The following is a 19,270-nucleotide window of genomic DNA, read 5'->3' as shown; positions in this document are numbered from 1 at the left end:
GGACGAAGGAGGCGCGACCTGCGTGGCCGCGCCTCCTCCGTCGTCGCCGGGCCCCGTGGGGCACCGTGGGGTCAGTCGATCGGCGTGTCGACGACCCCGCCGTTGATGCTCAGCACGCGCCAGGAGCTGCCGTCCCATTCGACGGTGTTCGCGGCGGCGTTCTCGATGTGCGGAACCTCGCGGCCGAGGATCTCGGAGAGGGTGAAGCGGATGATCGTGCCGTGGCAGACGACGACGATGTGGGCGTCGTCCCCGTCGAGGGGCAGTCGGGTGTCGCGGATCATCTCGAGCGCGCCGATGCCGCGGGCGGCGACCGACTCGCGGGGCTCGATGTCGGGGTAGTCGGCGTTGGGCTCGTCGGGGATGGGTGACTCGGGGGTGCGACCCTCGTGCGAGGCGTAGTCGCGCTCGATCAGTTCGTCGTAGGCGTCACCCAGCTCGATGCCGAGCTCACCCGCGATGATCTCTGCGGTCTCGCGGGCCCGGCCGAGCGGTGACGAGACGATGGCGCTCCACTCGACGCCGGCCAGCAGGCGTGCCGCCTCGAGGGCCTGACCGCGCCCCGTGTCGTTGAGGGGAATGTCGGACGAGCCCTGCAGCTTGTCGGCGCGGTTCCAGTCGGTCTGGCCGTGGCGGATGAGTTCGAGGCGCATCGAGGTGTTCCGTTCAGTGGTGCGGTCGCGGGCGTGCCGCGGGGGAGTGGAGGGCGGGATGACGACGGGCGGCCCGGGGCGGGGCCGCCCGTGGGGTGGTCAGTGGTCGCGGTCGGTGGTCTCCGTGACGCCGGCCTTCGCCCGCGCGTCGCGGCGCGTCTTGGCGAGGCTGGCGACGGTCGCGACGGCGATCACCAGCACGATGAAGCCGAGCGAGAACCAGATCGGGATCTCGGGGATCCAGGTGATCGGCTCACCGCCGTTGATGAACGGCACCTCGTTGACGTGCAGGGCGTGGAACAGCAGCTTGACGCCGATGAAGGCGAGGATGACCGCGAGGCCCTGGGCCAGGTAGACGAGGCGCTCGAGCAGGCCCGAGATCAAGAAGTAGAGCTGGCGCAGGCCGAGCAGCGAGAACGCGTTGGCCGTGAACACGATGTACGCCTCTTGCGTGAGGCCGAAGATCGCCGGGATCGAGTCGAGGGCGAAGAGGACGTCGGTCAGGCCGATGGCGACCATGACGAGGAAGAGCGGGGTGAAGAGGCGCTTGCCGTCGACCTTCGTCGTCAGCTTCTGGCCGTCGTAGTCCGTCGAGGTCGGGATGACGCGGCGCAGGGCGCGGATGAGCTTGCTGTCGGCCTCGTCCTTCTCGTCGTCGCCGTGGCCGCCCTTGACCTGGCTGTAGGCGAGCCAGAACAGCAGGATGCCGAACAGGTAGAAGACCCATGAGAAGTTCTCGATGATGACGACGCCCGCGGCGATGAAGAGACCACGCGACAGCAGGGCGATGGCGATGCCGACCAGCAACACCTTCTGCTGGTAGATGCGGGGCACCGCGAAGCTGGTCATGATGATCAGGAAGACGAACAGGTTGTCGACCGAGAGGGCCTTCTCGGTGATGTAGCCGGCGAAGTACTCACCGCCGAAGGTCCAGTTCGAGAAGACGCCGACGCCGACGCCGAACAGGATGGCGATGCCGATGTAGACGCACGACCAGATCGCCGACTCGCGGATCGTCGGCTCGTGGGGCGTGCGCACGTGGCTGAAGAAGTCGAAGAACAGCAGGCCGATGATGCCGGCGATGGTTATCGCCCAGGTCAGGAAATGGACGTCCATGTGTGTACCTCCAGTACGCAGCGGGTACCGAAGGTCTCCTCCACTCGCGTCGCGTCCTGATCAGGACGGCTGCGAACCGGTGCACCGGGTCGAGATCGGTCTCTTCCGTATTGACGACGCCACCGCGCGGGAGTACTCCCCTTCAACCCGGCGAGCTTACAGCCTCTGCACGTCCGCGGTCTCGCGCGGGGCCGAATAAGCTGGCGCGCATGGCTTCCCCCTGGTCCCTCTCCGGTGCCCTCCGTGGCATGTTCGCCAAGAAGACGATCGACGAGACGACGTGGGACGACCTCGAGGCGGCCCTGATCGGCGCCGACTTCGGCCCCGACGTCACCGAGCAGATCATCGACGACCTGCAGGCGAAGGTGCAGCGCTACTCGACCACCGACCCGGCCGACCTCAAGCGCATGCTGCGCGAGACCCTCGAGGAGCGCCTGTCGAAGCTCGACTCGACGCTCAAGCTCAGCGCCCGTCCCGCCGTGGTCCTGATGGTCGGCGTCAACGGCGTCGGCAAGACGACGACGATCGGCAAGTTCGCGAAGTTCCTGCGCAACTACGACCGCTCGGTGGTCGTGGGGGCGGCCGACACCTTCCGCGCGGCGGCCGTCGAGCAGGTCGCGACCTGGGCCGACCGTGCCGGGGCGCGCATCGTCCGCCCGCAGCAGCAGGGGCAGGACCCCGCGTCGGTGGCGTTCCAGACGGTCGAGCTCGCCATGCGCGAGGGCATCGAGATCGTCCTGATCGACACGGCCGGGCGCCTGCAGACCAAGTCGGGCCTGATGGACGAGCTCGGCAAGATCAAGCGCGTCATCGAGAAGCAGACCGAGATCGCCGAGGTGCTGCTCGTGCTCGACGCGACCACCGGCCAGAACGGCCTGGCCCAGGCCCAGGCCTTCATCGAGCACGCGGGGGTCACCGGCCTCGTCCTCACGAAGCTCGACGGATCGGCCCGTGGCGGGTTCGTCCTCGCCGTGCAAGAGCAGACCGGCATCCCGATCAAGCTCGTCGGGCAAGGCGAGGGCATCGGCGACCTCACCGGTTTCACGCCGCACGTGTTCGTCCAGAACCTGATCGCGTAGCGAGCCCGGTCGAGGTCGTAGGAGGCGCGGGTCGGGTGACTCGCGCCTCCTGCGATCTCGACCGGGGTCGTGTCACACGGCCTGGCGCCCGGCTCCCGCCTCGAGCAGGTGTCGCAACGCCTCGGGCACGACGCCGCCGCGCGCCTCGGTCGCCCGTGCCCACAGCCGGCCCGCCCGGTACGACGATCGGACGAGCGGCCCGGCGAGCACGCCGCTGAAGCCCATGTCCTCGGCGATCTCGCGGAAGTCGACGAACTCGTCGGGGTGCACCCACCGTGCGACCGGCAGGTGCCGGGGGCTGGGGCGCAGGTACTGGGTCAGCGTGACGATGTCGGTGTGCGCCTCCCGGAGGCGTTCGAGGGCGTCGATCACCTCGTCGCGCTCCTCGCCCATGCCGAGGATGAGGTTCGACTTCGTCACGAGGCCGGCGTCGTGCCCCTGCGTGATGACGTCGAGCGACCGCTCGAAGGTGAACGCGGGGCGGATGCGCTTGAAGATGCGCGGCACGGTCTCGACGTTGTGGGCGAACACCTCGGGGCGGGCGGCGAACACCTGCCCCAGTCTCTCGGGGTCGCCGTTGAAGTCGGGCACGAGGATCTCGACGCCGGTGCCCGGGTTGAGCTCGTGGATGCGGCGGATGGTCTCGGCGTACAGCCACGCGCCTCCGTCGTCGAGGTCGTCGCGTGCGACGCCCGTGACAGTGGCGTAGCGAAGCCCCATCTCACGCACCGACTCGGCGACCGAGAGCGGCTCGCGACGGTCGACCGGGCTCGGCCGGCCGGTGTCGATCTGGCAGAAGTCGCACCGGCGGGTGCACTGCGAGCCGCCGATCAAGAAGGTGGCCTCGCGGTCCTCCCAGCACTCGAAGATGTTCGGGCAGCCGGCCTCCTGGCACACGGTGTGCAGCTTCTTGTCGACGACGAGGTCGGTCAGGGCGCGGTACTCGGGGCCCTGCCGTGCGGTCGTCTTGATCCAGGTCGGCTTCTTCTCGATCGGGGTCTCGGCGTTGCGGGCCTCGACGCGCAGCAGGCGTCGGCCCTCGGGTGCGGTCGTCGTCATCGGTGGGCTCCCACGGGGTCGGGTCGGGCCGGCGTGCGACCGGCGGTCTCGATGCTGGTCAGGTAGGCGGTCAGGGCGGTCTCGAGGGCGTCCGCGACGTCGGTGACGGCCACGTGCCTCCCGGAGGCGCGGCTGAGGCTCGTCACGCCGGCGTCGGTGATGCCGCAGGGCACGATCTGGTCGAAGGCCGCGAGGTCGGCGTCGCAGGTGAGGGCGACGCCGTGCATCGTGACCCCCTCGGCGACCCGCACGCCGACCGCGCCGACCTTCTCGTCCGCGAGCGGGCCCCGCACCCAGGCGCCGCTGCGCCCGGCGACGCGGACCGCCGGCACGCCCACGCCCGCGCACACGTCGATCAGGCAGGACTCGAGCGCCCGGACGTGCGCGACGACGTCGAGCGGCTCGGGCAGGCGCACGATCGGGTACGCCACCAACTGGCCGGGGCCGTGCCAGGTGATGCGTCCGCCGCGGTCGACCGGGACGACGGGGGAGCCGTCGCGGGGCAGGTCCTCCGGTCGCGTGCGCGTGCCGGCCGTGTAGACCGACGGGTGCTGACAGAGGACGAGGGCCGAGTCGAGTCGACCGGCCACGACCTCGGCGTGGAGCTCGCGTTGCAGGCGCCAGCCTTCGCCGTACTCGAGCGGTGGGCCCGTGACGCCCAGGCGTCGGGTCGTGGTCATGCCCCGAGGGTAACCTCATTGATGCACTCGGTACAACAAAGCCACGGCGAGGAGGCGCGGCTCGGCAGCGCAGGAGGCCGGGGGTCGGTTAAGATGGGCGCACCATGGCCACTTTTGGAACCCTCTCCGACCGCCTCGCGGAAACGTTCAAGAACCTCCGCAACAAGGGCAAGCTGAGCCCCGCCGACGTCGACGGCACCGTGCGCGAGATCCGTCGCGCCCTGCTCGACGCGGACGTCGCGTTCGACGTCGTCAAGGCGTTCACGAACACGGTGCGCGACCGCGCCCTGGGCGACGAGGTCAGCAAGGCGCTCAACCCGGCGCAGCAGGTCGTCCAGATCGTCAACGAAGAACTGGTGCAGATCCTCGGCGGTCGGCAGCGTCGGCTCGAGTTCGCCAAGAACCCCCCGACCGTCATCATGCTCGCCGGCCTCCAGGGTGCCGGCAAGACGACCCTCGCGGGCAAGCTGGCCAAGTGGCTCGCGAAGGACGGGCACACGCCGATGCTGGTCGCGGCCGACCTCCAGCGGCCCAACGCCGTCACGCAGCTGCAGGTCGTCGGCGAGCAGGCCGGGGCGCACGTCTTCGCGCCTGAGCCGGGCAACGGCGTCGGCGACCCGGTCAAGGTCGCCAAGCAGGCGATCAAGTACGCCCGTGACAAGCAGTACGACACGGTCATCGTCGACACGGCCGGTCGTCTCGGCGTCGACGCCGAGCTCATGAAGCAGGCGGCGAACATCCGCAAGGCGGTCGACCCCGACGAGGTGCTCTTCGTCATCGACGCCATGATCGGTCAGGACGCCGTCGCGACCGCGAAGGCGTTCCAGGACGGCGTGGACTTCACCGGCGTCGTGCTCTCGAAGCTCGACGGCGACGCCCGCGGTGGTGCGGCGCTCAGCGTCGCGTCGGTCACCGGCCGCCCCATCATGTTCGCCTCGACGGGCGAGTCGCTCGACGACTTCGAGCCGTTCCACCCCGACCGCATGGCGAGTCGCATCCTCGACCTCGGTGACATCCTCTCCCTCATCGAGCAGGCCCAGCAGGCCTTCGACGAAGAAGAGGCGATGGCGGTCGCGCAGAAGATCGCGACCGACTCGTTCACCCTCGACGACTTCCTCACGCAGATGCAGCAGTTGCGCAAGATGGGCTCGATCAAGGGCATGCTCGGCATGCTGCCGGGCGCCAAGGGCATGCGCGAGCAGCTCGACAACTTCGACGAACGCGAGATCGTCCGCACCGAGGCGATCATCCAGTCGATGACCAGGCAGGAGCGGGCGATGCCCAAGCTGCTCAACGGTTCACGTCGCCTGCGCATCGCCCGCGGTTCGGGCATGACCGTCACCGACGTGAACCAGCTCGTCCAGCGCTTCGAGCAGGCGTCGAAGATGATGAAGACCGTCGCCAAGGGTGGCGTGCCCCAGGTGCCCGGCATGGGCCCGATCCCCGGCGCCTCCTACGCAGGCAAGAAGGCACAGCCCAAGAAGAAGGGCTCGAAGGCCGGCAACCCGGCCAAGCGCGCGGCACAGAACGCGGCCCTCGCCACGGGAGCCAAGCCGACGTCGTCGGCCCCGGGCGGTTCCGGGTTCGGCCTGGGCGGCGGCGCGGGTGCCGCCGGCGGTGGGGCGCCCTCGCCCGAAGACCTCGCGTCGCTGCAGAAGATGCTCGGACGCGGCTGAGCCGACCCGCGCCTCCTGACGTCGACGACGCCCGCCCCGCACGATGCGGGGCGGGCGTCGTCGTGTGCCGCCCCGCCCGGACGCCCCGTGGCGGGGCGGCCCGGTTCACTCGGCGGCCGACAGCCCCTCGTCGAACTCGCGGACCAACGACGCGACCACCGGGCGCAGCTCGCCCCCGTGTGTCGCGGCCACGGCGAGTTGACGCTGGTAGCTCGCGCCACGGTCGGTGATGGTGGCGAGCGAGTGCAGCTCGTCGAGGCAGCCGAGGCGCTCCGCGGCCGGCTCGAGCGTCGTGACGAGCTCGCGCAGGTCGTCCGTCACGAGCCGCTCGTCGCCCGCCGCGTTCTGGATGACGATGGCGTCCATGCCGTACCGTGCGGCCCGCCACTTGTTCTCGCGGACGAACCACGGCTGCATGCTCGGCAGCGTCTCGCCGCGGTCGAGCCGCTCGGACATGTCGTCGACCAGGCACTGGACGAGGGCCGTCACGGACGCGAGCTCCTCGGTGGTGGCGATGCCGTCGAAGACGCGCGTCTCGAGGGTCCCCCATTTCGGTGACGGACGGAGGTCCCAGCGCAGCTCGCTGTGGTCGTCGATGACGCCGGTGTGGGTGAGGTCGGCGACCAGGGCCTCGTACTCGGCCCACGTGTCGAACTGCGGAGGCAGGCCCGCCGTCGGCAACTGCTGGAACATGAGGGCCCGGTTCGAGGCGTACCCGGTCTCCTCGCCCACCCAGAACGGGCTCGACGCCGTCAGCGCCTGGAAGTGCGGCAGGTAGGTCAGCATGCCGTTCAGCACGGGCAGCACCTTCGCGCGGTCGTCGATCCCGACGTGGACGTGCACGCCCCAGATCATCATCTGCCGCCCCCACCAGCGGGTGCGGTCGATCAGCGTCGCGTAGCGCTCCTTGCCCGGCGTGACCTCCTGGTCGGCGTAGCGGCTGTAGGGGTGCGTCCCGGCGCAGATCAGGTCGGCGCCGAGCACCGAGGCCGGGCCGCGCACCTGGTCGATGGTGCCCCTCAGGTCGTCGACGGCGTCGGACACGCGGTGGTGCACGCCCGTGACGACCTCGACGGTGTTGGTGAGCAGTTCGGTGGTCAACCGCTCGGGTCCGCCCTCGTTGAGGTGGGCCAGGTCGGCGAGGATCGCCGGGGCATGAGGTGCGAGGTCGCCCGTCTCGTGGTCGACGAGGGCGAGCTCCCACTCGACGCCGAGGGTCGACCGCTCTGAGGTCGTGAAATCGATGCGCATCCGCGTGGCCTTCCCGTGGGCGTCAGGGCTGGTCCATCCTGCCAGCCGGGTGCCGGCCCGGGCCGTCCGCGCCGCCGGTCGGCGACCGGGGCGGCACGAGGTGACCGTCGACAGGTGCGCTGTCGGACACGAGGGCACGCAATTCGTTCAGATGGCCGATCGTCTGCAACAATGGGAGGTCGAGTCTTCTGTCGTCCGACCCTCTAATCAGACGACGTTCGACTCCCATCAGAGCTTTCGAGCCGAGTGTGCCCCCACGCTCACGGCTGGCAACTCGCCCACATCACATCACACAGGAGAATTGTGGCTGTCAAGATCCGTCTCAAGCGCATGGGCAAGATCCGCGCCCCCTACTACCGCATCGTCGTCGCCGACTCGCGCACCAAGCGCGACGGTCGCGTCATCGAAGAGATCGGCAAGTACCACCCGACCGAAGAGCCCTCGCTCATCGAGGTCGAGTCCGAGCGTGCGCAGTACTGGCTCGGCGTCGGCGCCCAGCCGACCGAGCAGGTCGCCGCGCTGCTGAAGCTCACGGGCGACTGGGGCAAGTTCAAGGGCGACGCCGACGCCGTCAGCACCGTCAAGACCAAGGCCCCGAAAGAGGCCTTCGTCGCCGACGAGAAGAAGAAGCCGGTCCTCGTCCCCAAGACCGAGAAGCCCGCGGCCAAGGCCGAGGCTCCTGCCGAGTCCAGCGACGACGCCGAGACCACCGAGGCGTAGTCGGTGCTCGCACCTGCACTCGAACACCTCGTCCGGGGGATCGTCGATCACCCGGACGAGGTGCAGGTCGTGGAGAAGAACTCTCCTCGTGGCGACGTCCTCGAGGTGCACGTCCACGCTGACGACCTCGGTCGCGTGATCGGCCGTGCCGGTCGTACGGCCAAGGCCCTCCGCACCCTGGTCACCGCGCTGGCCGACGGCAAGCGCGTCCGGGTCGACGTCGTCGACGGCGACCTCTAGAGCCGTGCCGTCCGACCGCAAGACCGAACTCCGGGTGGGGCGACTCACCAAGGCCCACGGCCTCAAGGGCGCCCTCAAGCTCGAGCTCTTCACCGACACCCCCGAGCAGCGGTTCGTGCCGGGCGCGGTGTTCCGGTTGCAGGTGCCCGCCGAGAGCGCCTGGCACGACAAGACCCTCACGCTCACCGAGTTGCGCTGGTACAACAGCCACCCGGTGGGCTTCTTCGAGGGCGTCGACGACCGGACGGCCGCCGAGTCGCTCGTCAAGGCGATCCTCTGGGTCGACCAGGACACCGACGAGCTGCCACACGAGGACGACGCCTGGTACGACCACCAGTTGGTGGGTCTCCGCGTCGAGCGTGACGGTGTCGTCGTCGGCACGGTCGCTCGCGTCGACCACCTGCCGGCGCAAGACCTGCTGGCCGTCGACACCGAGACGGGCGAGGTGCTCGTCCCGTTCGTCTCGGCCATCGTGCCGAAGGTCGACGTCGAGGCCGGCGTGGTCGTCGTGACCCCGCCGCAGGGCCTGTTCGAAGAGCTCGCCGACGATTCCGACGAGTCGGGGCCCGACGGGCGCGCAGCCGACGGCGCATCCGCCCCCGAGGCCGGCTCCTCGCCCGACGACGAGCGCTGACGCGTGCGCATCGACATCGTGTCGATCTTCCCCGAGTTCTTCGGGGTGCTCGACATCTCGTTGCTCGGCAAGGCCCGGCAGCAGAAGCTGCTCGAGGTCGAGGTCCACGACTTGCGCGACTTCACGCACGACCGGCACCGCACCGTGGACGACACGCCCTACGGGGGCGGTGCCGGCATGGTCATGCGTCCCGAGCCCTGGGGCGAGGCGCTCGACCACGTCTTCGGTGACACCTCGACACCCGACGACACGGTCATGATCGTCCCGTCGCCGGCCGGCACGCCCTTCACGCAGGCCACGGCCCGCGAGCTCGCGTTCGCACCGCACCTGGTCTTCACCTGCGGTCGCTACGAGGGCATCGACCAGCGCGTGGTCGAGCACGCCGCGACCCGGGCCACGGTCCGCGAGATCAGTCTCGGCGACTACGTCCTGAACGGTGGCGAGGTCGCGGTCACGGCGATGATCGAGGCGATCGGGCGGCTCGTCCCCGGCGTCGTGGGCAATCCTGAGAGCCTCACCGAAGAGAGCCACGAAGACGGGCTCCTCGAGTACCCGAGCTACACCAAGCCGGCCTCCTGGCGGGGCCTCGACGTGCCTCCGGTGCTGCTCAGCGGCAACCACGGGGCCATCGCGGCCTGGCGTCGCGAGCAGCAGCTCGAGCGCACGCGTCGCGTGCGTCCCGACCTGCTCGACTGAACGACCCATCCGTCCGGCTCGACCACCGCGATCCGATCGTGCAGCCGTTCCCCACGATCGTCTCGTAGCCTCGGACGCATGACGATGCGCAGGGTCTTCTACCGCCTTCTCTGGGTCGCCGTGTTCGCGTTGCCTCTCTGGGTCCTGCTCGGCCGGGCCTTCTTCGGCGTGCCGCTGGGATTGCAGTTCGTCGGGCAACTGCTGCTCGTGCCCCTGCTCTTCGTCGGGCAGGCGATCGCGACGGGTGTCGTCGTCGGGCGTCGCAGCGTGCGCCGGTCACGGGCGGTGTCGTGGCCCGACGCCGGGTTGCTCACGCTCTCGTGGCTCGGGCAGCTCGGCCTCGGGTTCTTCATCGTCGACGGTTCTGCTGGCTCCACCTCCGCCTCGGCGTTCACGCAGGTCGCCGGCGGGGCCTCGTCGCTCGACCTGTCGACCGCACTGTTCGCGCTGTGCGCCGTCGTGACGATCGCGGCGGGCGTCGGTCTGTTCGCCTGCGCCCTGTGGCAGTTCGCCCGGGAGGCGCGGGCCCGCATGGCCTCGTCGCTCGCCGACCTCGAGAGGGCCGCGTCGGGCACCGGGGCCGCCGCCGGGCGTGTGCCCCGCCACGATCACGACGCCCCCGTCATCACCATCACGCCGCGGGGCTGACAGGGGTGCCCGCGCTGTGGCACAATTGACGCTTGTGCCTGCGCACGACTCTGCCACAGGGGAGTCTGCCGATCCAGAGCACACCTTCTTCATCATGACGGGCGCGTGACGCGCCCCAGACACGCAGTCGACCTGTGGCGGTTGCAGAGAGCGAACGACAATGCACATCCTCGACGCGGTTGACTCCGCCAACCTCCGCACGGACGTCCCCGACTTCCGCGCCGGCGACACCGTCAAGGTGCACGTCAACATCATCGAAGGCACGCGCTCGCGCGTCCAGGTCTTCCAGGGTGTCGTCATCGGCAAGCAGAACGAGGGCATCCGCGAGACCTTCACGGTCCGCAAGGTGAGCTTCCAGGTCGGCGTCGAGCGCACCTTCCCCGTGCACTCCCCGGTCATCGACCACATCGAGGTCGTCAGCCGTGGCGCCGTGCGTCGCGCCAAGCTCTACTACCTGCGCGAACTGCGTGGCAAGAAGGCCAAGATCAAGGAGAAGCGCGACAACTAGTCACGCCCTCCCGCGACATCCTCCGAGCTCCCCGCCGTCTAAGATGGCTGGGAGCTCGGGTGGTTAAATGACGAATGACACAGTGAGGCGCGCCCTGCGTCCTCGACGCGACGACGGCAGGAAGCGGGGCATCGGCACGTTCGTGCGCGACGTCCTCGTCATCTTCTTGGCGGCGCTCCTGATCTCGTTCTTGATCAAGACGTTCTTGATCCGGTCGTTCTACATCCCCTCGGGTTCGATGGAACAGACCCTGCAGATCAACGACCGCATCATCGTCAACGAGCTCGTGCCCGACGTGGTCGACGTCAAGCGGGGCGACGTCGTCGTCTTCACCGATCCCGGTGGTTGGCTCGACGGCACGGCGCCCATCAGCACCACCACGGGCAACCCGGTGTCCGACGGCGTCTCGTGGTTCCTCACGCAGGTGGGGCTCGGCGCGCAAGACAGCAACGACCACCTGATCAAGCGGGTCATCGGCCTGCCGGGTGACACCGTCGAGTGCTGCAACGACTTCGGGCAGATGTCGGTGAACGGCGTGCCGCTCGACGAGCCGTACGTCAACTACCCCCCGGGCGAGACCCGTGCCTCGGCGATCGACTTCTCGGTGACCGTGCCGCCCGACTCGCTGTGGGTCATGGGCGACAACCGCTACAACTCGAAGGACAGCCGCTACAACGGTTCGACCCCGAGCAAGGGGTTCGTGCCCATGAGCGACGTCGTCGGGCGCGCCTTCGTCATCAGCTGGCCCAGCGACCGCTGGACGTGGCTCGGCGACTACCCCGAGGTCTTCCGCGGGACCGAGCGAGAGGGCGGATGACGCCCGTCGTCGACCCGACGCTCGAGTTCGAGCGCGAGCTGCACGCGTCCGGGGCCACCTGGGTGATCGGCTGCGACGAGGTCGGTCGGGGTGCCATCGCCGGCCCCGTGGCGGTGGGGCTCGGGGCGGTGCACGTCGAGTGCCTGGACGTCCCCCCGGGGCTGCGCGACTCGAAGCTGCTGTCCGAGAAACGCCGTGAGGCGCTCTACCCGCTCGCGACGTCGTGGGTGTCCCACCACGCGGTGGGCTTCGCCGAGGCGCACGAGGTCGACCGGCTCGGCATCGTGGTCGCCCTGGGGCTGGCCGGCAAGCGTGCCCTGACCGCCCTGCACCACGCCGGCGTCGGCATCATGCAGTCCGTCGTCGTCCTCGACGGCAACCACGACTACCTGTCGCCGCAGTTGAGCACCCCGCCCCGCATCACGACCCGGGTGAAGGCCGACCGCGACTGCGCCTCGGTCGCGGCGGCGTCGGTCATCGCCAAGGTCGAGCGTGACCGGCTGATGATCGAGGCCGACGGCGTGCACCCCGGCTACGGCTGGTCCGGCAACAAGGGCTACGGCTCGTCGGCGCACTACGGGGCCCTGTCCGAACTCGGCCCGTCGCCGCTGCACCGGCTCACCTGGTTGCACTGAGCCACCCCGGGGCAGACGACCACCCGGCGTCCCGCTCGCCCGGGGCCGCGTAAGATGAACCCCCGATGGACGAGGACGATTTCGAAGACTACGACCGCGAGGTCGAGCTCGCGCTGTACCGCGAGTACCGCGACGTGGTGTCGCAGTTCCGCTACGTGGTCGAGACCGAGCGGCGCTTCTACCTGGCCAACGAGGTCGACCTGGTGCGGCGCGACACCGAGCACGACTTCTACTTCGAACTGTCGATGACCGACGTCTGGGTCTGGGACGTCTACCGCTCCGACCGTTTCGTGAAGTCCGTCCGCGTGCTCACCTTCAAGGACGTGAACGTCGAAGAGCTGACCAGCCGCGACCTCGAACTGCCGAAAGAACTCGCGCTCGACGAGTGACGCCCTGACGTCGCGTCGGCGGCCGGGCGCGTCGGCGCGACGCCTCGTCCCCAGTCGTCGCTCCAGGCCCTCGCTCCCCAGTGGTCGGTCGGGCCGCCCCGTGTCCGGTGGGTGTCCGCCAGCCTCCTGACAGGAGGTCCACATGGCGAAGAAGGACGAATTGGGTCGGCGCGGCGAAGACGTCGCGGCCGAGTACGTCGAGGCGCAGGGCATGCGCGTCGTGGAGCGCAACTGGCGCTGTCGCGAAGGCGAGATCGACGTGGTCGCCCTGGACGGCGACGAGTTGGTCGTCGTCGAGGTGAAGACGCGGACGGGCACCGGCTTCGGCCACGCCCTCGAGGCGGTGACGCCGACCAAGCTGGCCCGACTGCGGCGACTGGCCGTGGCCTGGTGCCAGGCGCATCCGTCGGCCGTCCCGCGCGGTCTCCGCATCGACGTCGTCGGCATCACGGTCGAGCAGTGCGCCGGGCACGAGCGCATCGACCACGTCCGCGGGGTCGGCGCGTGAGCGTCGCGCGGACGCGGGCCGTCGCCCTGCTCGGCGTCGACGGTGCCCTCGTCGAGATCGAGGCCGACATGGGGGCCGGGCTGCCGGCCTTCGTCATCATCGGCTTGCCCGACACCTCCCTCGGCGAGGCGCGCGACCGGGTCCGGTCGGCCGCGACCAACTCGGGGTGCGCGTTGCCGGCCCGCAAGCTGACGGTCAACCTGTCGCCGGCCTCGTTGCCGAAGCAGGGGTCGTCGTTCGACCTGGGCATCGCCATCGCCGCACTGGCGGCGGCCGAACTCGTGCCCGCGGCATCCGTCGAGCGGGTCGTCCACCTCGGCGAGCTCGGTCTCGACGGCCGGCTCCGGCCGGTCGACGGCGTCCTGCCCGCCGTGCTGGGTGCGCGTCGGGCCGGGGCGAGCACGGTCATGGTGCCGACCGACAACGCCGACGAGGCGTCGCTCGTCCCCGGCATCCGCGTGGTGGCCGTGCCGAGCCTCCGTGAGGCCGCGATCTGGCACGGCGCGGGTCTCGAGTCCGAACCGGTCGAGGTCATCACGAGATCGCGGTCCGAACCGCCGGTGCCCGCCGAACGCGACCTCGCCGACGTCATCGGCAACGTCGACGCCGTCGAGGCGCTCGTCGTCGCCGCGGCCGGCGGCCACCACCTCCTCATGGTGGGCCCGCCCGGAGCGGGCAAGAGCATGCTCGCGGCCCGCCTGCCGGGTCTGCTGCCCGACCTCGACGCCGACTCGGCCCTCGAGGTGGCGTCGATCCGCTCGTTGGCCGGGGTCGCCGTCACGGGCGACCTCGACCTGCGGCCGCCGTTCGAGGCGCCCCACCACACGTGCAGCGCGGCGGCCCTGGTCGGCGGTGGCAGCGGGGTCATCCGGCCCGGTGCCGCATCGAGGGCCACCCGGGGCGTGCTCTTCCTCGACGAGGCGCCCGAGTTCCAGCAGACGGTCCTCGACTGCCTCCGCCAGCCTCTCGAATCGGGCGAGACCGTGGTCCACCGGTCTCGGTCGGTGGCCCGTTTCCCGGCGAGGTTCCAACTCGTGGCGGCGGCCAACCCGTGCCCCTGCGGGCAGTACGGCTCGCGCGACTCCGACTGCAGCTGTTCTCCGCACCAGCGCCGTCGATACCTCGGCAAGCTCTCCGGGCCGCTCGTCGACCGGATCGACCTCCAGTTGAGGGTCGCGCGGATCAGCTCGTCACAGTTCCGGGCCTCGGCGGACGTCGTCCCGACGGCGACCGAGCAGGCGCGGGTGCGGGTCGAACGGGCGCGGCGACGTGCCTCGCAGCGGCTCGCCGCGACGCCGTGGCGCTCGTCCTCCGAGATGCCGGGCACGTGGCTCCGCGACCCTGCGAACCGCCTGCCCCCGGCCGACTCCCAGCCGATAGACCGGGCCCTCGAGACCGGTGCCCTGACCATGCGCGGCTACGACCGCGTGCTGCGGGTCGCGTGGACCCTCGCCGACCTCGACGACGACCCCGTGCCCGTCCGGCGACACGTGGTCAGGGCACTGAGCATGCGGCAGTCGCTGTGAGCGCCCTGCTCCGGGCGACCCCCGGCGAACTGGCCGACCTCGTCCTGCCGGTGCTGCCCGACGCGGGTGACCTCACCGACGGTGAGGTCGTGCGCGCCTTCGCCCTCGGTGCGTGGACGGGAGTCGTCGAGCCGGGCGACGCGGTGGGCGGCGTCGTCCGGTCCGTGCTGGGCCCCGCGGTCGGGCTCCGGGCCGTGCTCGAGGCGGCCGTCGGGCACGACGACCCCCGGCCGGGACTCCTCGCGGGCCGGTTGCTCGACGCGGGCGCCACCCGTGACGACGTCGGGCGCCTCGATCTCGCCCGGGCCCTCGAGAGGTGGCGGCCTCGGCTCGAGACGCCGGTGATCCTGCGGTCGTTCCGGACGGCGACGGCCCTCGGGTCGAGGCTCCTCGTGCCGGGTGTCGCTCTCTGGCCCACGGCCCTCGACGAGCTCGGCGATCACGCGCCCGTGGCCCTCTGGGCACGAGGCCCGGCGTCCGTCCCGGCACCGGCGTCGAGCATCGCGATCGTCGGCTCGCGGGCGGCGACGAGCTACGGCGAGCAAGTGTCGGCCGAGCTCGCCGACGGCGTGGCCGACCGCGGCCTCGCGGTCGTCTCGGGTGCCGCCTACGGCGTGGACGGGGCCGCCCACAGGGCGGCTCTGGCCGCGTCGGCGACGACGGTGGCGGTCATGGCCGGGGGAGTCGACCACCTCTACCCGGCCGGTCACGACGGCCTGCTGAGACGCATCATCGAGACGGGCCTCATGATCTCCGAGGCCCCCTGCGGCGGCAAGCCGTCACGCTGGCGGTTCCTGCAACGCAACAGGCTGATCGCGGCCATGACGGCTGCGACGGTCGTCGTCGAGGCCGGCGGGCGTTCGGGGTCGCTGAACACGGCCGCCCACGCCCAGTCGCTCGGTCGCCCGGTCGGAGCCGTGCCCGGCCCGGTGACCTCGCCGTCGTCCGTGGGCTGCCACGCCCTCATCCGCTCCGGCCTGGCCGATTGCGTGACGAGCGTCGACGACGTGCTCGAACTCGCCGGGGCGTCGACCGACCTGGTCGCCGCGTCGTACCAGGGGCGTCGGCTCGATCCCGAGACGATGCGGGTGCTCGACGCGCTCAGCACGACGGCGACCCGCGAGACCGACGAGCTGGCCGTCGCGAGCGGACTGTCGCTCGAGACCGTCCGCGACGTGCTCGCCGAGCTCGACCTCTCCGGCGCGGCCCGGCGGCACGGGTCGGGGTGGCGACGGGTGAGGGGGCGGCGAGATGGCTAGCCTGGCCGCATGCACGAGCCGGGGTCGAGACGCGAGGGGCGGGCGCTGCCGTGACGCGCCTCCTGGGCGAGGTCGAGCGGTTCGCGGACCACCTGCACGACGGCCGCGGGCTCAGCGACCACACGGTGCGGTCGTACGGCGCCGACCTCGACTCGCTCGTCGTCTTCGCGGAGAACCGCCTCGGTCGGCCCGGTGAGGTGGCCGACCTCGACCTCGACCTGCTGCGCGACTGGCTCTGGCAGGGCACGCAGGCCGGCCTCGCCCGGGCTACCCTCGCCCGGCGGTCGGCGAGCGTCCGGGCGTTCACCCGGTGGCTCGACGAGACCGACCGGACGCCGGTCGACGTGGGGGCCCGGCTGCGTGCGCCGAAAGCCGAGAGCCGCCTGCCCCGGGTGCTCACCCGCGCACAGGTCGACGGCCTGCTGGCCTCGCTCGCCCTGCGCGCCGACACCGACGACCCGGGCGCGCGTCGAGACCTCGCCGTCGTCGAGCTGCTCTACGGGGCGGGCCTGCGCGTGTCCGAGGTCGTCGGCACCGACCTGGCCGACGTCGACCTCGAGCGGCTGACCGTCCGGGTGACCGGCAAGGGGGCCAAGCAGCGGGTCGTGCCGTTCGGGGTGCCCGCGGCGGACGCCCTGGGCCGGTACCTCGACCTGGCCCGTCCGACCCTGGTCACGGCCGAGACCGGTGCCGCGTTCTTCGTCGGTGCGACCGGCGGTCGTCTCGGCACCCGGGCGGTCTACCGCCTCGTGGCCGGACTGCTGGCCGACCTGCCCGGTGGCGGACCGGCCGGGCCGCACGCCCTCAGGCACACGGCGGCCACCCACCTGCTCGACGGGGGAGCCGACCTCCGGGCCGTCCAAGAGCTGCTCGGGCATGCGAGCCTCGGGACGACCCAGATCTACACGCACGTGTCGACCGACCGCCTCCGCGACAGCTACCGCTCGGCGCACCCGCGCGCCTGACGCCCCGCCGAGATCACCCGGGCCGGGTCGGCAGCAGCACCGACGGCTCGACGCCTCCCAAGAACAACAGCGGTGAGACGTACTCGCCGTCGACGCGGGCTCCGAGGTGCAGGCAGCCCTGGTCGGCGCAGTGCCCCGGGTCGAGCACCCCCACGGTCTGCCCCCGGGTGACGACGTCGCCCGTCACGACGACGGCGGTGACGGGCTCGACGCTGCTGAGCACCCCGTCGGCGTGCTCGATCGACAGGACGGGGCGGTCGACGACGACACCGGCGAAGTGCACCACACCGTCGTCGGGCGCCAGGACGACCGCGCCCGGTGTCGCCTCGACGTCGATGCCGCGGTGGCCGGGCGACCACGGGTGCGGCGGGCCGACGAAGGGTCTGACCACCGGGTGTGGCGCGGCGACGGGCCACGACCACACCGCGCCTCGCGCGGCGGACGCCCCCGAGCCGGCTGCCGCCGCCGTCGCCGACGACGAGGGCAGCGCCACGAGGAGGCAGGCGACGACGGTCACGACGCCGGCGAGGGCCGACGAGCGGGGCGACGTCCGAAGCTGAGCACGCATACCGGCACGATGCCGGATGCGCAAGCTTTCTCGGCGAGGCGTAAGGTTCATCCGTGCAAGAACACCCCGTGCACGCCGTTTGTGGGGGAGTCGTGGCCACGAGCCCTGCTCCTCGAGCCGTGAAGGAGTACAGGTGTCGAACACCACTGCAACGACGAAGAGCTTGAACAGGCGGGTGACCGCGCTGGCCGTGGCGGCGGCCATCGGCGGGTTCTTGTTCGGCTTCGACTCGTCGGTCATCAACGGGGCCGTCCAGTCGATCACCGACGAGTTCGGCCTGACCGAGTTCGCGTCGGGCTTCGCGGTCGCCTCGGCCCTGATCGGTTGCGCGATCGGCGCCTACGTGGCCGGCCGACTGGCCGACAAGATGGGCCGCATCAAGGTGATGATCATCGGTGCCGGTCTGTTCCTGATCAGTTCGATCGGGGCGGCCGCGGCCTTCGCCGTCTGGGACCTCGTGCTCTGGCGCGTCGTCGGCGGCCTGGGCATCGGCATCGCGTCGGTCATCGCCCCTGCCTACATCAGCGAGGTGTCGCCGAAGGCGATCCGTGGTCGCCTGGCGTCGTTCCAGCAGCTCGCCATCACGCTCGGCATCTTCGCCGCCCTGCTGTCCGACCAGCTCTTCGCGACCACGGCGGGTGGCGCGTCCGAGCCGTCGCTCTTCGGTCTCGCGGCGTGGCGCTGGATGTTCCTGGTCGGCATCGTGCCCTCTGTCGTCTACGGGGTCCTCGCCTGGCGCCTGCCCGAGTCACCCCGCTACCTGGCCGGTGACGGCCGCGAGGACGAGGCCAAGAAGGTCCTGCAGTCGATCGTCCCCGCCGAGACCGTCGACACGAGCCTGAAAGAGATCACCGACTCGATCCGCACCGAGGCCGAACTCGAGAAGAAGTCGTCCATCCGGGGCAGCCGCTTCGGCCTGCAGCCCATCGTCTGGGTCGGCATCATCCTCGCCGTGCTGCAGCAGTTCGTCGGCATCAACGTGATCTTCTACTACTCGACCACCCTCTGGCAGGCCGTCGGCTTCCAGGAAGAGGACTCCTTCCTCATCTCGACGATCACCGCGGTGGTCAACGTCGCCGTGACCTTCGTCGCGATCGGCCTGGTCGACAAGGTCGGACGTCGGCCCATGCTGCTGGCCGGTTCGGTCGGCATGTTCGTCAGCCTCGCCGTGACCGCCCTCGCCTTCAGCCAGGCGACCACCACGGCGAGCGGCGACCCGTCGCTGCCCGGTGCCTGGGGCCCGGTCGCGCTCGTCGCGGCCAACCTGTTCGTCGTCTCGTTCGGTGCGACGTGGGGACCGCTCATGTGGGTGCTGCTCGGCGAGATGTTCCCGAACAGCATCCGCGCCACCGCCCTCGGCGTGGGCAGCATGGCGAACTGGATCGCGAACTTCGTCGTCACGGTGTCGTTCCCGAGCCTCGCCGCCCTGAGCCTGTCGTTGTCGTACGGCATCTTCGCGTTCTTCGCCCTCGTCTCGTTCTTCTTCGTCCTGGCGAAGATCCCAGAGACCAAGGGGCGGTCGCTCGAAGAGATGGGCGTCTCGGCCGTCGAGGCCGGCTCGGGTCGGGCCGCGAAGGCCTGAGCCTGGCATGATCGTTGAACGCCCCGTCCAGATCCTGGGCGGGGCGTTCGCTTTCCGAGAG

Annotated in this window: 22 protein-coding genes; 16 read left to right on the top strand and 6 right to left on the bottom strand. The window is 70.7% G+C overall.

The annotated features are described in order from the left end of the window. Nucleotides 1-71 precede the first annotated feature (71 nt). Nucleotides 72-653: a histidine phosphatase family protein gene (locus ABID81_RS01060; protein WP_354592999.1), complete on the bottom strand. Its 582-nt coding sequence runs from the start codon at nt 651-653 to the stop codon at nt 72-74. A 99-nt stretch (nt 654-752) separates the two neighbouring features. After that, nucleotides 753-1,769, bottom strand: coding sequence for a TerC family protein (locus tag ABID81_RS01055; RefSeq protein WP_354592998.1), 1,017 nt, complete (start codon nt 1,767-1,769; stop codon nt 753-755). Between the two features lie 209 nt (nt 1,770-1,978). Between ABID81_RS01055 and ftsY the strand changes: the two genes are divergently transcribed. Then, on the top strand, nt 1,979-2,848 hold the full coding sequence (ftsY, locus tag ABID81_RS01050; protein WP_354592997.1) for a signal recognition particle-docking protein FtsY: 870 nt from the start codon (nt 1,979-1,981) through the stop codon (nt 2,846-2,848). Between the two features lie 72 nt (nt 2,849-2,920). On the opposite strand, the gene lipA is transcribed toward ftsY, so the two are convergent. Together lipA and lipB are read right to left on the bottom strand one after the other, a co-directional pair. Continuing rightward, nucleotides 2,921-3,907 carry a lipoyl synthase gene (gene lipA / locus ABID81_RS01045; RefSeq protein WP_354592996.1) on the bottom strand — a complete coding sequence of 329 codons (987 nt, stop codon included), beginning with the start codon at nt 3,905-3,907 and terminating at the stop codon, nt 2,921-2,923. Then, the gene (gene lipB, locus ABID81_RS01040) at nt 3,904-4,587 is read right to left on the bottom strand and encodes a lipoyl(octanoyl) transferase LipB (RefSeq protein WP_354592995.1); all 684 of its coding nucleotides are present in this window, start codon (nt 4,585-4,587) and stop codon (nt 3,904-3,906) included. The genes lipA and lipB overlap by 4 nt, the downstream gene beginning before the upstream one ends. A 104-nt stretch (nt 4,588-4,691) precedes the next feature. Between lipB and ffh the strand changes: the two genes are divergently transcribed. Next, on the top strand, nt 4,692-6,263 hold the full coding sequence (ffh, locus tag ABID81_RS01035) for a signal recognition particle protein (RefSeq protein ID WP_354592994.1): 1,572 nt from the start codon (nt 4,692-4,694) through the stop codon (nt 6,261-6,263). A 105-nt stretch (nt 6,264-6,368) separates the two neighbouring features. Here the strand turns inward: ffh and ABID81_RS01030 are convergent, their stop codons facing one another. Continuing rightward, complete coding sequence (locus tag ABID81_RS01030) at nt 6,369-7,514, bottom strand: glutamate--cysteine ligase (protein ID WP_354592993.1); 1,146 nt, start codon at nt 7,512-7,514, stop codon at nt 6,369-6,371. Between the two features lie 303 nt (nt 7,515-7,817). On the opposite strand from ABID81_RS01030, the gene rpsP reads away from it, so the two are divergent. From rpsP to ABID81_RS00965, 13 genes are all read left to right on the top strand, one after another. After that, a complete protein-coding gene (gene rpsP / locus ABID81_RS01025) occupies nt 7,818-8,234 on the top strand; it encodes a 30S ribosomal protein S16 (protein ID WP_354592992.1) in 417 nt (138 codons plus the stop codon). A gap of 3 nt (nt 8,235-8,237) precedes the next feature. Beyond that, nucleotides 8,238-8,474: an RNA-binding protein gene (locus tag ABID81_RS01020; RefSeq protein WP_055971873.1), complete on the top strand. Its 237-nt coding sequence runs from the start codon at nt 8,238-8,240 to the stop codon at nt 8,472-8,474. Between the two features lie 4 nt (nt 8,475-8,478). Further along, nucleotides 8,479-9,108, top strand: a complete 630-nt coding sequence (rimM, locus tag ABID81_RS01015) for a ribosome maturation factor RimM (RefSeq protein WP_354592991.1) — start codon at nt 8,479-8,481, stop codon at nt 9,106-9,108. 3 nt (nt 9,109-9,111) lie between these two features. Next, entirely contained in the window at nt 9,112-9,804 is a 693-nt protein-coding gene (gene trmD, locus ABID81_RS01010; protein ID WP_354592990.1) for a tRNA (guanosine(37)-N1)-methyltransferase TrmD, read from the top strand. Between the two features lie 78 nt (nt 9,805-9,882). Next, on the top strand, nt 9,883-10,452 hold the full coding sequence (locus tag ABID81_RS01005) for a hypothetical protein (protein WP_354592989.1): 570 nt from the start codon (nt 9,883-9,885) through the stop codon (nt 10,450-10,452). A 160-nt stretch (nt 10,453-10,612) separates the two neighbouring features. Further along, nucleotides 10,613-10,960, top strand: coding sequence for a 50S ribosomal protein L19 (gene rplS, locus ABID81_RS01000; RefSeq protein ID WP_054145615.1), 348 nt, complete (start codon nt 10,613-10,615; stop codon nt 10,958-10,960). Between the two features lie 67 nt (nt 10,961-11,027). Beyond that, entirely contained in the window at nt 11,028-11,777 is a 750-nt protein-coding gene (gene lepB, locus ABID81_RS00995; protein WP_354592988.1) for a signal peptidase I, read from the top strand. Further along, nucleotides 11,774-12,412: a ribonuclease HII gene (gene rnhB, locus ABID81_RS00990; protein WP_194594171.1), complete on the top strand. Its 639-nt coding sequence runs from the start codon at nt 11,774-11,776 to the stop codon at nt 12,410-12,412. Before lepB ends, rnhB begins: the two co-directional genes overlap by 4 nt. A 65-nt stretch (nt 12,413-12,477) precedes the next feature. Next, nucleotides 12,478-12,801 (top strand): DUF2469 domain-containing protein, encoded by a 324-nt coding sequence (locus ABID81_RS00985; protein ID WP_056046179.1) that lies wholly within the window; start codon nt 12,478-12,480, stop codon nt 12,799-12,801. Nucleotides 12,802-12,943: 142 nt separating this feature from the next. After that, nucleotides 12,944-13,309: a YraN family protein gene (locus tag ABID81_RS00980; protein ID WP_354592987.1), complete on the top strand. Its 366-nt coding sequence runs from the start codon at nt 12,944-12,946 to the stop codon at nt 13,307-13,309. After that, nucleotides 13,306-14,835 carry a YifB family Mg chelatase-like AAA ATPase gene (locus tag ABID81_RS00975; RefSeq protein WP_354592986.1) on the top strand — a complete coding sequence of 510 codons (1,530 nt, stop codon included), beginning with the start codon at nt 13,306-13,308 and terminating at the stop codon, nt 14,833-14,835. Before ABID81_RS00980 ends, ABID81_RS00975 begins: the two co-directional genes overlap by 4 nt. After that, complete coding sequence (gene dprA / locus ABID81_RS00970; protein WP_354592985.1) at nt 14,832-16,094, top strand: DNA-processing protein DprA; 1,263 nt, start codon at nt 14,832-14,834, stop codon at nt 16,092-16,094. The genes ABID81_RS00975 and dprA overlap by 4 nt, the downstream gene beginning before the upstream one ends. A 50-nt stretch (nt 16,095-16,144) precedes the next feature. Next, nucleotides 16,145-17,059, top strand: a complete 915-nt coding sequence (locus ABID81_RS00965; RefSeq protein WP_354592984.1) for a tyrosine recombinase XerC — start codon at nt 16,145-16,147, stop codon at nt 17,057-17,059. Between the two features lie 13 nt (nt 17,060-17,072). Here ABID81_RS00965 and ABID81_RS00960 read toward each other — a convergent pair whose 3' ends face one another. After that, the gene (locus tag ABID81_RS00960) at nt 17,073-17,627 is read right to left on the bottom strand and encodes a murein hydrolase activator EnvC family protein (RefSeq protein ID WP_354592983.1); all 555 of its coding nucleotides are present in this window, start codon (nt 17,625-17,627) and stop codon (nt 17,073-17,075) included. A 133-nt stretch (nt 17,628-17,760) separates the two neighbouring features. Here ABID81_RS00960 and ABID81_RS00955 point away from each other — a divergent pair, with 133 nt between their 5' ends. Beyond that, nucleotides 17,761-19,209, top strand: a complete 1,449-nt coding sequence (locus ABID81_RS00955; protein ID WP_354592982.1) for a sugar porter family MFS transporter — start codon at nt 17,761-17,763, stop codon at nt 19,207-19,209. Nucleotides 19,210-19,270 lie beyond the last annotated feature (61 nt).

It is taken from the genome of Frigoribacterium sp. PvP054, from assembly GCF_040547465.1.
In the GTDB taxonomy this organism is placed as follows: Bacteria; Actinomycetota; Actinomycetes; order Actinomycetales; family Microbacteriaceae; genus Frigoribacterium.
This window is presented reverse-complemented; position numbering and strand designations above follow the sequence as displayed.